General features: G+C 42.2%; 12 protein-coding genes. 11 read left to right on the plus strand and 1 reads right to left on the minus strand.

Annotated features, from left to right (window positions below):
- Nucleotides 1-23: 23 nt before the first annotated feature.
- The 9 genes from ASL11_RS24670 (at nt 24) to ASL11_RS24710 (ending at nt 10,255) form a co-directional block, all read left to right on the plus strand.
- The gene (locus tag ASL11_RS24670) at nt 24-1,424 is read left to right on the plus strand and encodes a sensor histidine kinase (protein ID WP_162261680.1); all 1,401 of its coding nucleotides are present in this window, start codon (nt 24-26) and stop codon (nt 1,422-1,424) included.
- Complete coding sequence (locus tag ASL11_RS24675; protein ID WP_056620789.1) at nt 1,421-2,995, plus strand: response regulator; 1,575 nt, start codon at nt 1,421-1,423, stop codon at nt 2,993-2,995. The genes ASL11_RS24670 and ASL11_RS24675 overlap by 4 nt, the downstream gene beginning before the upstream one ends.
- A gap of 101 nt (nt 2,996-3,096) precedes the next feature.
- Complete coding sequence (gene xylF, locus ASL11_RS24680; protein WP_056621820.1) at nt 3,097-4,167, plus strand: D-xylose ABC transporter substrate-binding protein; 1,071 nt, start codon at nt 3,097-3,099, stop codon at nt 4,165-4,167.
- 112 nt (nt 4,168-4,279) lie between these two features.
- The gene (locus tag ASL11_RS24685) at nt 4,280-5,380 is read left to right on the plus strand and encodes a sugar ABC transporter substrate-binding protein (protein ID WP_056620791.1); all 1,101 of its coding nucleotides are present in this window, start codon (nt 4,280-4,282) and stop codon (nt 5,378-5,380) included.
- Nucleotides 5,381-5,473: 93 nt separating this feature from the next.
- Nucleotides 5,474-6,994 carry an ATP-binding cassette domain-containing protein gene (locus tag ASL11_RS24690; RefSeq protein WP_056620793.1) on the plus strand — a complete coding sequence of 507 codons (1,521 nt, stop codon included), beginning with the start codon at nt 5,474-5,476 and terminating at the stop codon, nt 6,992-6,994.
- Nucleotides 6,995-7,005: 11 nt separating this feature from the next.
- The gene (locus ASL11_RS24695; RefSeq protein ID WP_056620795.1) at nt 7,006-8,181 is read left to right on the plus strand and encodes a sugar ABC transporter permease; all 1,176 of its coding nucleotides are present in this window, start codon (nt 7,006-7,008) and stop codon (nt 8,179-8,181) included.
- Nucleotides 8,182-8,210: 29 nt separating this feature from the next.
- Nucleotides 8,211-8,855: a hypothetical protein gene (locus ASL11_RS24700; RefSeq protein ID WP_056620798.1), complete on the plus strand. Its 645-nt coding sequence runs from the start codon at nt 8,211-8,213 to the stop codon at nt 8,853-8,855.
- A gap of 123 nt (nt 8,856-8,978) precedes the next feature.
- Nucleotides 8,979-9,791: an adenosylmethionine decarboxylase gene (gene speD / locus ASL11_RS24705; protein WP_056620800.1), complete on the plus strand. Its 813-nt coding sequence runs from the start codon at nt 8,979-8,981 to the stop codon at nt 9,789-9,791.
- Between the two features lie 185 nt (nt 9,792-9,976).
- The gene (locus ASL11_RS24710) at nt 9,977-10,255 is read left to right on the plus strand and encodes a hypothetical protein (protein WP_157257039.1); all 279 of its coding nucleotides are present in this window, start codon (nt 9,977-9,979) and stop codon (nt 10,253-10,255) included.
- A gap of 40 nt (nt 10,256-10,295) precedes the next feature.
- Here ASL11_RS24710 and ASL11_RS24715 read toward each other — a convergent pair whose 3' ends face one another.
- Nucleotides 10,296-11,264 (minus strand): serine hydrolase domain-containing protein, encoded by a 969-nt coding sequence (locus ASL11_RS24715; protein ID WP_056620804.1) that lies wholly within the window; start codon nt 11,262-11,264, stop codon nt 10,296-10,298.
- 218 nt (nt 11,265-11,482) lie between these two features.
- Between ASL11_RS24715 and ASL11_RS24720 the strand changes: the two genes are divergently transcribed.
- Both ASL11_RS24720 and wsfD read left to right on the plus strand, forming a co-directional pair.
- Nucleotides 11,483-12,613 carry a hypothetical protein gene (locus tag ASL11_RS24720; protein WP_056620806.1) on the plus strand — a complete coding sequence of 377 codons (1,131 nt, stop codon included), beginning with the start codon at nt 11,483-11,485 and terminating at the stop codon, nt 12,611-12,613.
- A gap of 20 nt (nt 12,614-12,633) precedes the next feature.
- Complete coding sequence (wsfD, locus tag ASL11_RS24725) at nt 12,634-14,088, plus strand: glycan biosynthesis hexose transferase WsfD (protein WP_063795684.1); 1,455 nt, start codon at nt 12,634-12,636, stop codon at nt 14,086-14,088.
- The last annotated feature ends 6 nt before the right edge of the window (nt 14,089-14,094 follow it).

Raw genomic sequence — 14,094 nt, forward strand, 5'->3', positions numbered from 1 at the left:
GTAAAATGATGATGCTGTCGATCTTGATCTGGGTAATTATGGCGATTATTTGGCTTTCCATGAGTATTTATAATCAGCGTACCGTCGAAAAGTATAATGAAATTCTTCAGCGCTATATGCAAATGAATCAAGCCTCGCAATTAAGTCAACAATCTTTAACCACTCTGAATAAATATCGAATGTCACCTACGTTAGAAAGCTTGAATCAATATGCCTCGGATAACAATAGTCTACTTCGAACCAAGACAGAGATGAGCTGGTTGCGAAATGCAAGCAACATGATGCTGCTCGATAATTTGCAGAATATGCTGGAAAGTCAGGCAGAGGCGATGGATTTGGCCGTTCGCTTCCAAAAAGATAATGATGAAGAAAACGCAGCGAAACAATTTGATGAAGCCTCCAATATTTCCAAATATATTTCAGAAGCGACACTCACTTTAATTAGTGGTGAACAGAACACCTATGATGCCTTCTATAGAAAAATTATTAAGCGAAGTGAAAATATAAAGAAGATGGGACTCTGGACGTTAGCGCTGGTTTCTTTGCTGCTTTTGCTGTTTTCCTATCGATTTGTTGATAGTGTGACACAGCCATTGCTGAAATTAACGCTGTCTGCACGAGAATTATCACGGGGGAATTTCAAAAATCCCATTGATTTGGGCAATAACGATGAAATATCCTTTTTGGCTAAAACGCTGGACAGTATGCGACTTAAGATTGGTCATTTTATCGATGATATTCAAAGTAAAGCGCAATTGGAATATGATCTGCATCGACATAAGCTCATGCTGAAGGAAAGCGAGTTGAAGAGCTTACAAAGTCAGATTAATCCCCATTTTCTTTTCAATACGTTAAATATGTTGTCGAAGGAAGCATATTTGGCTGGCGCGGGAAAAACAAGCGAATTAATTAGCTCTGTTGCCGGTATGCTTAGATATAATCTCCGTAAGCTGGATAGCCGAGTGTCCTTAAAGGATGAGCTCGAGGTACTTGAGGAGTATTTAACGATTCAGAAGGCTCGCTTTGGTGATCGTTTGCAAGTCGTTCGTGAAATTGATGAGGATGCATTGGGAATTGAGCTTCCTATTCTTATTTTGCAACCGCTTGCAGAGAACGCGTTTATTTATGCGATTGAACCTGCCGAAGAAGGTGGCACGCTTACGATTCGAGTCAAGCAGGCAGAGAAACACATCCTTGTTCAGGTACAAGATACAGGTCAGGGCATGGATGAAGAGCAGTTAAATCGATTATTATCACAGACGGAAAATTCCATATATAAAGGCCATTCTACGGGGATAGGCATATGGAATGTGATTCATCGCTTACAGCTATTCTATGGGGTTGAAGAGATCATAGAGATTGAATCCCATCTAGGAGCTGGCACTTGTATTACATTGAAGCTGCCGAGGGGGCATGTCGTATGATTCGTATGTTAATTGTGGATGATGAACCAATTGAGCGGATTGCGTTGCAACGAATAATTGAAGAAGGTTCTCCAGATATAGAGGTCGTAGGCCAAGCCTCGAATGGCAGAGAAGCCATTGAAGCTGCAGAGCGGTTACAACCAGACCTGATCACGATGGATATTAAGATGCCTGGCATCAATGGACTTCAAGCGATAGAGAAGATTAGGGAGACTAATAAAGCAGTTAAGTTTATTGTGGTTACTGCATTTGACACGTTTGAATTTGCTCAACAAGCCATTAAGTTAGGCGTCTATGACTATATGCTGAAACCAAGCCGAATTTCTGTTGTTCTGGAGACGATTGGACGGGTGGCTAATGAGATTACAATGATTCAACAGGAGTTGGCGAATAGAAGCTTAGAGCAAGCACGGCTGCAGAAGATGACGCCTCTTGTGGAGGCTGATATTGTGGAGCAGCTGCTATTTGATTATGTGCAATCGGCTTCACTTGCTGAAATGATTGACTTAATTGGGTTTCCGTCTGGTCGAGAGGGTTTTGTAATGACCTTGCAATTCTCGCATGATATGGCTGAACCTTCACATCTACGGGATTACGATGATGTGTATCTGCAATTAAGCGAGTTGCTTCTGGATGTTACCAATCCGATCTGGCTAGGGAAAATGTCAGGCAATCAAGTACCAGCAATTGTATTCATGGATGGTGAGTTCTCCTATCGCGCACAGGCTATAAGTGTAGCGAAGAAATGGATCCAAGCTTTGGATATGAAGTGTGGATTTCATCTTTTTATTGGCATAGGCGGATTATGTAAAGATGTACGGGACATGCGCAAATCCTATCATGAAGCTTTGTTGGCGTCGATGGATAACACGCTGCCTGCTCGTTATTGTTTGTATGAGAATCTGTCTAGGGATGATATTCAAGCGATTGGCGGTCGGACCGTTGAGATGGAGAAGAGTGTGCTCGAAGAGATTAGACGCGGAAATCTAGAAGAAGCTGGAGATCAGATTGCCAAAATGATTGATGTCTTCGAAGGCGCCCAGCAAGGCGTTGTGATGTCGCAGCAACGAATTTTTGAAGTGTTAATCGTTGTAACCCGCATGTTGCAGGAAATGGGGATGGATGTCCACACACCTTATTTTCCCTATACAACGACAAGCTATATGCAATTGAAAGCAGAATCACGCCTATTAATTCAAAACTTAGTTCAGGTTGGAGAAATCGTAGAGACAGATTTACTCCAAACGATGAAGTTATATATCCAGAAACATGCTCATGAGGAATTGTCCCTGGAGCGGATTGCAGCTACAGTTGATCGGAATCCTTTCTATGTCAGTAAGCTGTTTAAAGAGCATTTCGGAATGAATTATATTGACTTTCTTACGGAATATCGGATCGAAACGGCCAAACAATTGATGCAGGAAACGGATAAAAGTCTCAAAGAGATTACATTTGAAGTGGGATATAACGATCCGAATTATTTCAGTCGCGTATTTAAAAAGTTAGTAGGACATTCACCGACGGATTATCGGAAGATGTTGATTCGGCCAACCAACAAAAAGCACATGTGAATAAATGCTTACAAAGTTAGTTTTCTAAAGAAAACTCTAAGGAGGGGCTTGCGCTGATACATGTCAGAAAGAGTAGTGAAGTGGTTGGTTTAACCGTGATTATGGCCTTCGTGCTATCGGCTTGCTCGTTCATCGGAACGAACAGTGCACCAACGGATAAAGCTAGTCAGCAATTCGATAGTAAGCCAAGCCCCAATCGAATTATACAAAGCGACAACAAAGTGGTCGTTGGTTTATCGATCGATACGCTGTTGGAAGAACGGTGGCAGAAGGATCGGGATTTATTCAAAGCTGCTGTGGAAAAGCTCGGTGCGCTTATTGAAGTTCAAGCCGCGAATGGTGACGATGCCTTGCAGCTTGCGCAAGCAGAGAACTTGATATCACGCGGTGTAGATGTGCTTGTCGTTGTGCCCCACAACGCAGAGGTATCCGCAGCGATCGTAGAGAAGGCACACAAATCGGGTATCAAGGTTATTTCGTATGACCGTTTGATAGTCAATTCGGATGTCGATTTATATATTTCCTTCGATAATGAGAAAGCTGGTGAATTGCAAGCGAAAGCGATCGTGAAGAAAGCTCCTAAGGGCAATTATGTCTTAATTGAAGGCGCGGATACGGACAACAATGCGCATATGTTCAAGAAAGGTCAAATGAACATTCTGAAGCCTCTCGTCGAGAAGGGGGATATTACTATCGTTTTTGATCAAGCGACGAAGGAGTGGAAGCCTGCTAATGCACTTGCGAATATGGAGCGGGCTTTGATCGCGAATCAGAATAGAGTAGACGCTGTTGTTGCCGCGAATGACGCGACAGCAGGTGGCGTGATTCAAGCTTTAACAGCTCAGAAAATGGCAGGTCGTATCCCCGTTTCGGGGCAGGATGCTGAGCTTGCAGCTGCGCAGCGAATCGTCGAAGGCACCCAGACAATGACGGTGTATAAGCCCATTAAGAAGCTTGCAGAAACCGCTGCTGAGCTTGCTGTGAAGATGGCGAAGGGTGAAAATGTTCATGCGGATAAAAAAGTGAACAATAAGAAAATTGATGTACCGTCCATTTTACTCGAACCGATTGCCGTGGATCAGTCTAATATGGATGCCACGATCATCGCAGATGGCTTTCATTTGAGAGAAGACGTATATAAAAATGTGAATCAAAGGCTAATGACAAAATAGTATAGCATTATTAAAAAAAGTGCTAATATAAAGCGGTTACATTGGAAAATCCCGGTGATATACTCAGTTTGTAGTTGGCGCACAGCCAAAACAATTGAGAGGGGTATTACAAATGAAACGAAGTGTGAAAGCGATTTCTTTGATGTTAGTGGTTATGTTTCTAGCCGTGATGGTTGCAGCATGTGGGAACTCCAGCAGCTCTAAAGTAAGCGTCGGAATTGTATTGCCTACCAAAGACGAGCCAAGATGGGTTCAAGATGAGCAACGGTTCAAAGACGCTTTGAAAGGTTCGAAATATACAACGGAAATCTTATTCAGCCAAGGCTCCTCAGCAAAAGAAAAAGAAAACGTTGATGCTTTGATCGCAAAAGGAATCAAAGTGTTAATCATTTGTCCGCAAGACGGTGATGCAGCAGCTGCTGCTGTTGAGTCAGCTAAGAAGGCCGGAATTCAAGTTATCTCCTATGACCGTTTGATTACCAAAACAGATGCAGTTAACTACTATGTGACTTTCGACAGTATTGCTGTGGGTAAAGCACAAGCACAGTACTTAGTTGATAAAGCTAAAAAAGGTCAACCATTGTATCTGTATGCAGGCGCTGCATCTGACAATAATGCTTTCTTGTTCTTCGACGGTGCATGGCAAGTGCTTCAACCTAAAATTGCCGATGGTACATTCAAAATTGCAAACTCCAGTGAGGCTGCTGCTTTGAAAGGAACGGCCAAATTAACTCGTGAGCAAATGAGTAAAATTATCGGTCAAGTCACGACAAACTGGGATGCTAACGAAGCGAAAAATAAAGCACAAACACATTTGACAGCTGCTGCAGCAGATATGAAAGGCGATGTTGCGATTCTAGCTCCAAATGATGGAACAGCTCGCTCCATCGCGGATGTTTTCGCATCAGATAAAGCGGTTACTAAGTTCCTAGTAACGGGTCAAGATGCTGAGAAAGCTTCCATTCAATACGTGATCGATGGTAAACAATCCATGACAGTATTCAAAGATGTTCGTACACTCGTTAAAGATGCGATGGGAATGGCTGTAGCGATCCTCGACGGCAAAACACCTGAAACAACAGGATCGTATAACAATGGCAAAATTGACGTGAAAGCAAAACAAACCAATGTAATCGTTGTTGATAAAGCAAATGTTAAATCTGCACTTGTGGATTCTGCGTACTATCAAGCATCCGATTTCAAAGGCTTGTAGGTGTAAGATCACATAGCTTGGAAGGAATAGTGATAGATGCGTCTATCACTATTCCTCTATTCCGAGAGTCGGTTGGCTAAGGAGCGCTTGATGATGAGTAAATATATCTTAGAAATGAACAATATATCCAAAGAATTTACGGGTGTCAAAGCTCTTGCGAACGTAACTTTTAAAGTGAATACAGGCGAAATTCATTGTTTGGTAGGTGAAAATGGCGCAGGCAAGTCGACTTTAATGAAGGTGCTAAGCGGTGTATACCCAAGCGGTACTTACGCAGGAGATATTGTTTTCGAGGGCAAGGTTCAGCAATTCTCCAAGATCAGCGATAGTGTGAAGACGGGCATCGCCATTATTTATCAAGAGTTAGCGCTATTCCCGGACCTTACGGTGTATGAGAACATTTATGCAGGCAACGAAGTAAGAAAAGGTATAATGGTCGATTGGAATCAAACGATTCTTCAGGCCAAAGAAATGCTTCATAAAGTGAAGCTGGATGTGAATCCAGAGGTCCTAGTTAAAGATTTGGGAGTAGGTAAGCAACAACTCGTTGAAATTGCCAAAGCCTTAAGCAAGGATGTGAAGCTGCTCATTCTGGATGAGCCGACAGCTGCACTTAATGAGAAAGAAAGCGAGAACCTACTTGAACTATTGCGAGAGTTGAAAAAACAAGGCATTACGAGCATTATGATTTCTCATAAGCTTAAAGAAGTGACGGCGATTGCCGATCATATCACTGTGTTACGTGATGGTAGAACAATCTGTACACTGGACGCTGCAAAAGGTGAGATCTCAGAAAGTGTCATTATCAAAAACATGGTAGGTCGTGAGATTGACGATATTTATCCGAAAAGAATAACGAAGTCATTCGGAACGAATATACTCGAGATTCAAAATTGGACGGCGTATGATCCTCAGTTGGGTCGCGACGTAGTGAAAGATGTGAATTTGCATATTAAAAAGGGTGAAATTGTTGGTATTGCTGGTTTGATGGGTTCAGGTCGAACGGAGCTAGCGCAAAGTATTTTTGGAAATCCCAAAGCGTATAAGCTTCGCGGAGACCTCCTTATGGAAGGCACTAAACAAACATTCAGCCATCCGAGGGATGCCATCAAGGCGGGAATTGCCTATGTAACGGAAGATCGTAAAGGGGATGGGTTGTTCCTTATCCAAGATATCAAGCAAAACATTGCTGTTGCCAACCTGCATGAGATTTCCGAGAATGGCATCATTAATCATAATGAAGAAGTGAAAATTTCGAATCATTACAAGCAATCATTAAATATTAAGGCTCCTTCCGTGGAACAAATTGTTGGTAATTTGAGCGGTGGAAATCAACAGAAAGTATCTCTCGGCAAATGGTTATTTGTGAATCCGAGCCTGCTCATCTTAGATGAACCTACGCGCGGCATAGATGTCGGGGCTAAATATGAAATTTATACGATTATGAACAATCTGATTAGTGAAGGAATGAGCATTATCATGATCTCATCAGAGCTTAGTGAAGTTTTGGGCATGAGTGATCGTGTCTATGTCATGGCCGAAGGTAAAATAAAAGGCGAGCTATCCATCGAGGATGCGGATCAAGAAATAATTATGAAGCTTGCGACGCAATAGGAGGAAGACCCGTGCAATTTTATAGTGAAGCGAAATCGCTAATTAAAGTGAATATCCGAGAATATGGGATGTACATTGCCCTATTCATCATCATGCTGACGTTCTCTATCATGACAGATGGGTTGTTCATGTCATCGCGAAATATAAGTAATCTGATTGACGCAACAGGGTATATTGCGGTTCTAGCCGTGGGCATGACGCTCGTCATTGTCATTCGCCATATTGATTTATCCGTCGGCTTTGCGGCAGGGTTCCTAGGAGCAATTGCTGCCGTACTCCTCTCACAAGCGGGAGTTCCGTTCTATATCACCATTCCAATCATTCTCGTGCTAGGTATCATCGTAGGGTTATTCAATGGGTTATTGGTTGCTCAGTTCGGTATTCCGTCCTTTGTGGCTTCCCTTGCGGGCATGTTGATTTTCAGAGGCGCACTGCTGCGCGTAACGGAGAAAACAGGCACGATTATCGTAAAAGACGAGAACTTCAATGCGATCGGAAACGGCTTCATTCCCGCGATTACGAAGGTAGGGGGATTAAATTTGCTCTCCTTAATTTTGGGAGCAGTCATGATTATTCTTTATATTTACAGTGAATTTTCAAAACGAAATAACAAGCTGAAATACAATTTCGAAGTTGTTTCTGCCAATATTTTCACCGTGAAGGTTATTTTCGTCTCGGCGATCATCGCGTATATTACATGGATTCTAGCTGGCTATAACGGCTTTTCCTGGACGGTTATCGTAGTCATGATTGTGGTGGCTGTATACCACTTCCTGACGACTTCAACGGTTTTAGGTAGACATATTTATGCTGTAGGCAGTAATCCAGAGGCAGCGAATTTGAGCGGGATTAGTGTGAAAAAGATTACGTATATCGTATTTGGATCGATGGGTATGCTATCAGCACTTTCCGGGATCATCTTTACGGCGCGGTTGCAATCCGCTACAACGACTGCAGGAACATTGTTCGAGCTCGATGCGATCGCTGCGGCTTATGTTGGCGGTGTTTCCGCAGCAGGCGGCGTTGGTAAAGTGACAGGTTCCATTATCGGCGCAATTGTAATGGCTTCCTTATCCAGTGGGATGAATCTCATGGGAATAGGCATTTCGTATCAATACATGATTCGTGGTGCGGTACTCGCAATTGCAGTTATTTTCGATGTCGTTACGAGGAAAAAGAGAGCTTAATAGATGGAGGCGCAGAGGAGAGACAGGGTATGGCTATTTACACGCCACAGGGGCTTAAAATAAGTCTGGACGTTCCAACAAGCTTTGGTCTTATGGCGAGATTGTATCCGGATATTAAACCGGATAGCATTCTCAAAACCACGGAGTCCATTAGTGTGATGACTTCATCTTTAGGTTTTGTCACAGGTATCTTGTGCTTTGCACTGCAATTAAGTCCTTCGCATATTGCCATATGTACGTTATTTGCGATGATGGTAGGTATTCTACTTACATTTAGTGGCATCGTGTGGGTCCCATTTATTCAGTTAGGTGCTATGTTTTCGCATATATATGGACTCTTTCTTCCGACGATAATTGCCGTTGCGATTGGATTCGTATTGACGGGGTGGGCTGGTGTTGCCTCCTACCTAGTCTCTCGCATCGTAGCGTCAGTTGTTTCCTTACTGGTTAGCATAGGGTTAACGACGCAATCTTCTATTTATAATGGAAGACGGATTAGCACAGCGGAAAGAAATTTTTTCAATGCTTATCGCTATCATGCTTTACAATTAGGCAAATCGACAAGTTTGGAACTGTCGAGAGACGAGTTAAAAGAGGCATACTGGGGCCAAACATATCAGGATTTACTAAGTAGCTATCCCAATTTGCAGAAGCGATTTCTTGCTAATTCTTAAAAAGTGGAATATGACAAATAGAAAGTTAACAGGGAATAAAAGCGACTCCGACATACCATCCTATGTGTAGCTGTTTAATATTTGTGTAAGCAGTTTATAGTTTACACATAGGGGGGAATTTACTTGAAATTAACTTCGGAGCAGATGATCACTCTGCATGGCTTTAATAATTTAACCAAATCGCTAAGTTTTAATATGTACGATATCTGTTTCACCAAAACAAGAGAAGAGCGCGAAGCCTACATAGCTTATATTGATAAGCAGTATAATGCGGATCGTTTGACAGCTTTATTGAACACGGTTGCCGACATTATTGGAGCGCACGTCTTAAATATCGCGAAGCAAGACTATGTCCCTCAAGGAGCTAGCGTAACCATGCTAGTATCGGAAGGCCCAATTGAGCAGGAACCGAGCGAATCGTTCGAAGAGTCGCCAGGGCCGCTACCAGACGCGGTGGTCATGCATCTCAACACGAGTCACATTACTGTCCATACGTATCCTGAATATCACCCTGATGAGGGAATTAGCACCTTCCGAGCGGATATTGATGTGTCAACGTGTGGAGAAATATCGCCGCTTAAAGCGTTGAATTTCCTTATTCGTTCTTTCGATAACGATATCCTGACGATGGATTACAGAGTCAGAGGGTTCACACGTGACATCAGCGGGCATAAGCTTTTCATCGATCACGAGATCAGCTCTATTCAAAATTATATTCCAGAGGAAATTCAAGATTTATATCAGATGATTGATGTGAACGTGTATCAAGAAAATATTTTCCACACGAAATGCAAGCTTCGCGAGTTTGATCTGAATAACTATTTGTTCGGATACACGAAAGATACGCTCAGCAAAGAAGAGCAGTTGGAAATTGAGAAAAGCGTCAAATGGGAGATGGATGAGATCTTCTATGGGAAAAACATGGTATTTAATTGATGATTAAAAGGGTTTGGATGCAGTTAATGACTGCTCCAGACCCTTTTCTCGTTTGATCATAGAGATATCATGCTTGGATTATGTTAAAATAAGGCTGTTTGAGGAGTTGCATTCATCATTCATACATAGAGAGTGGAATTGGGGGATTTAATCTGAATCGGAACAAAATGTTGTGGACATTAATTATGTCACAAATCGTGTACGTCATATTTGTACTTATTTGGATGTTTATCGCGGGGATGTCTGTTATGATGTTTGACGATCCCGATGCGATCAACAATACAACAACATGGCTTATTTTTATCACGATATGGCTTTATCCGGTTGGACTACTAGCAGCAATTATTGGAGGTTGGGTAACCTTTTCACGTCGGCACTACAGGGCGTCATTGATCTGGAATTGTATCCCGCTTCTCTGGATTGTGCCTTTAGGTGGTTTCTTAGTGTATTCTATTATTATGTAAAAAGTAGGAAGAGAGCTTGCCAGAGGTGGCAAGCTCTTTGCTATTTGGTGATAGAACCTTCAACTAGTTCCGACAAATAAGGTGCCACGGATTGGCGGAACACCTGCAGCGGAATTTTGCTCTTTTTTCGTTGGTCATTGGTCAATACAACAACAGTTTCAATAGAAGGTAGGATATAAATGCACTGGCCTCCGAAGCCATACGCGTTAAAGTAATTTAGCGATTGTAGGGAGGCGTCGTTATCTGTACAATCTGGGTAAGTGTCTGTCCACCAATGCCAGCCATAGCTGCCGCGGCGAGGTGCCTCCGCACGTACCGCAGGTTGCGTGGAAAGAGCGACAAGCTCTTGGGAAATAAGCTGAGAATTGCCCCATTTACCTTGTTGGAGATAGAGCTGACCAAATTTGAGCATATCGATGGGACGAAGTGACAATCCGAAACCGCCCGTATGAATACCTTGAGGGTCCTGTTCCCAACTATACGATTCAATGCCAAGCGGCTCGAATAAAGTCATCTCAGCATAGCGAGCAACTGACATGCCTGTTGCTTGGACCAGGATCGCAGATAATAATTGAGAGCCGCCAGAATTATAAGACATTTTCGTACCAGGCAAATTGGATAAGGGTTGATCCAACACGAAATCTACCCAGTTCGGTGTTCTTGTCATGCGTGGAAAAGAATTCTGTCCACCAAATTCTGTCCAATCGAGGCCAGATGTCATCGTTAATAAATGCAGCAGTGTTATTTCGCTCTTATGTGAAGCAGGTTCTTTCGCAAACTGTGGGAAAAATACGGATGCAGGTGTCTCGGGGGCTGGCAACAGACCCTGATCCATAGCGATACAATAGAGTGCTGAGAGGATGCTTTTGGTACAGGAATTGATTTTTGCTACAGTTTCAGCTAACTGGGGTTCTCGGTATAGCTCGAATGTGATCTGACCTCTTTGGCTGATGAGACAACTTACAAGATTGGCTGGTTCTAGTTTTTTTAGTAAATTTGAAAAGTTCATGACATCCTTCTTATTATTTCGACATTTTTCTTGATTTAGGGAGGATTTACCTTTTGATCGAATAGTTTCATGTGATAAACTACAACTAACTAAGCACACTCGCGCGAATAATACAACCTCTAGATAAAAGATTCCACCTCAGATGTAGTGTGTAGTCTTTTTATCATACCATTCGACGTTTTTTCTGGAAATGATTGTGTTAGGAGCTGCCGGAATACATGAAAATTTTCAGGAATATAGGACTGATCAGCCTCGGATTAATCAGCATCTATGTGATTTATTATGTGATTAACTTTATGCTTGGAGACACTCCGAGATTGCAGCGGCAATCAAGCAGTCAATATGGTCAGACCATGCAAGTGACTGACAATCGCAACTTAGTAGTGGAATTTATGAAGGACAAGCTTACAAGTAAACATGGCATTTATACGAATTTGAAGGATACCGATCAAATGGGTGCTGCTGCTTCAGGTCATGAAGTTCTGAGCGAATCCGCGGGTCTCTTCATGCGTTATTACGCTCTAACAGGTCAGAAAGATAAGTTTGATGAGCAGTGGCAGCAAGCCAAGCAAGTATTCGATACACCATTTGGATTCAGCTATCGGTATAGTCCAAAAAGGAATAAACAATATCCCATGAATGCCATTGTAGATGATTTGCGTATTATTCGGGCACTCGATGAAGCTTCCGTCGCTTTTGGGACCAAGAGCTACAGAGCGGAAGCAGAAACTTACGGAAAGCGACTCTATCAATACAATGTTGTGAATGGACAAATGCGAGACTTCTATGACCCAACATATAAAATGACAAATTCATTCTTAACCTTGTGCTATATCGACGCTGCATCGTTGGAGCTTGTACCGCTATCACGGAAAAAGAAGGCGTCACTTGAAGCCAGTATGCTGCAAATTATCCAACAAGGCTATTTGTCGGATTCGTTTCCATTTTACCAAACTCGCTACGATTTTGATAAGAAGGGTTATCAATCTGAAAGCATTAACACGGTAGAATCGTTGCTAACGATTCTAAACCTTGCTGAAGTTAAGATGGAACAGCCAGCCAGTATCCGCTATATCAAAGATCAGGTTAAAGCAGGAACTTTATACGGTCAATATGATCTGGATGGAAAACCACTGAATGAAGTTAGGTCAACTGCTATCTACGCGATATCAGCCATGATTGGATCGGTCATCAAGGATCAAGAGCTTTATGCGGATAGTATTCTCAAGATGAATGAATTTCAAGTCCATAATCCACAGAGCCCGCTGAATGGCGGCTTCGGAGATGTTAATGCCGTGCAGGCGTATTCCTTCGATAATTTGATGGCACTTCTAGCCTACACGTACTGATCAGAAAGGAGTGCGATCACATGTGGAACAATCATTTCATCCAAATGCTGCTGCGCAAGTTGTCCCCAGCTGCTTTCGCTGCCATCGTGGTGTTCTTGATTACAGTGATCGCACTATTTACACCTCCCTATATTGGGATGGCTGATAATGGGGATTATGCTCGAATTTTGAATGGACTGTATGTGAAGGATGCGGACTATACAAGCCAATACTTTGGTTATTTTGTCAAAACCTTTGGTATTTTTCAATACTATAACGAGAATAGTGCCTCCATATTTTCCACACAAACATTTTTCATGAAAGCTGCAATTCTTATCAATCAACTTTTTTATCGTGAAGATACCTTTGATATTCGTTTTCAAGCAGGCATGTACTTGATACTTTATGTAGGTGCTATTTATTTACTTGTGGAAGCATTGACCTGGAAATTGTCTAGGAAATTAGGCTATGTAATGGCCGCGATCGTAATTTTTGTATTAGGCGACACTGGATATACGGCGTATTTTAGCTCGTTTTATGGCGAGAGCGTTGTTCTTATTATGAGTGTTTACATGGTTTCTTTTGGCTTATTGCTCTATCGGAAAAGATATAATGATTACCTAATGATGATATTATTTATCCTTAGTGCCATGATTTTGACGGCTAGTAAACAGCAAAATGCTCCTGTTGGTATGATTGCTGCACCGATTGGTGTCTTTTTCATTTATATCAGGAAAAATACGTTGTATCGCTCAATAACTTCAATTTTGCTCATTGCATTACTTGGAGTTGGTGTTGGCACGTACATGCTCATTCCGAAAGAATTTGTCAATATTAACAAATACCATGCCATGACGCGTGGCGTACTTATGGGCGCTGTGGATCCAGAGAAGACCTTAAAGAGGTTTGACATCGATAAGCAATACGCGATATTAAACGAAACGGAATATTTCGATGCCTATACGACCGTAAATGTGGAGTCAGATATTCTACAGGACGAATTCTATAGTAAATACGGTTTCGTCTCCATTTTGACCTATTATATGACGCATCCGAACCAAGCTGGTCAAATGTTGAACTTGGCTGCACGCGACGGTTTCAGTATCCGACCTAACGCGATGGGGAATTATGAACGCTCTGTGGGCAAACCTTTTGGAGCACAAACCGTGTTCTTCTCGGGTTACAGTTTGTTAAAGAAAGCCATTGCTCCTAAAACGTTTGGTTTTGTTTTATTATGGATTTTAACTATTCTCGGACTATATCTACCTTCATTTGTCACCGCTATTCGGTCGCGATTATGGCGAAATGCAATCAAGTTGCCTCTGATTGTGATGCTAATAGGGATTGGGCTTTCCGGTATTTTTGTATCCATCATTGGTGCCGGGGATGCGGATTTAGCCAAACATGAGTTTTTATTCACACTAATTTTTGATTTAGTATCATTGATTACCATCATAGATCTCATTTCCAAGAGATTATGGAGCCAAGAAACCTGAGCCTTA

This window comes from Paenibacillus sp. Soil750 (assembly GCF_001428045.1).
GTDB lineage: Bacteria > Bacillota > Bacilli > Paenibacillales > NBRC-103111 > Paenibacillus_E > Paenibacillus_E allorhizoplanae.

What these genes read in the sequence shown, in the direction of transcription:
- ASL11_RS24675 (WP_056620789.1), top strand. Translation starts at nt 1,421, where the DNA reads ATGATTCGTATGTTAATTGTGGATGATGAACCAATTGAGCGGATTGCG.
- xylF (WP_056621820.1), top strand. Translation starts at nt 3,097, where the DNA reads ATGGCCTTCGTGCTATCGGCTTGCTCGTTCATCGGAACGAACAGTGCA.
- ASL11_RS24685 (WP_056620791.1), top strand. Translation starts at nt 4,280, where the DNA reads ATGAAACGAAGTGTGAAAGCGATTTCTTTGATGTTAGTGGTTATGTTT.
- ASL11_RS24690 (WP_056620793.1), top strand. Translation starts at nt 5,474, where the DNA reads ATGAGTAAATATATCTTAGAAATGAACAATATATCCAAAGAATTTACG.
- ASL11_RS24700 (WP_056620798.1), top strand. Translation starts at nt 8,211, where the DNA reads ATGGCTATTTACACGCCACAGGGGCTTAAAATAAGTCTGGACGTTCCA.
- ASL11_RS24710 (WP_157257039.1), top strand. Translation starts at nt 9,977, where the DNA reads ATGTCACAAATCGTGTACGTCATATTTGTACTTATTTGGATGTTTATC.
- ASL11_RS24715 (WP_056620804.1), bottom strand. Translation starts at nt 11,264, where the DNA reads ATGAACTTTTCAAATTTACTAAAAAAACTAGAACCAGCCAATCTTGTA.
- ASL11_RS24720 (WP_056620806.1), top strand. Translation starts at nt 11,483, where the DNA reads ATGAAAATTTTCAGGAATATAGGACTGATCAGCCTCGGATTAATCAGC.
- wsfD (WP_063795684.1), top strand. Translation starts at nt 12,634, where the DNA reads ATGTGGAACAATCATTTCATCCAAATGCTGCTGCGCAAGTTGTCCCCA.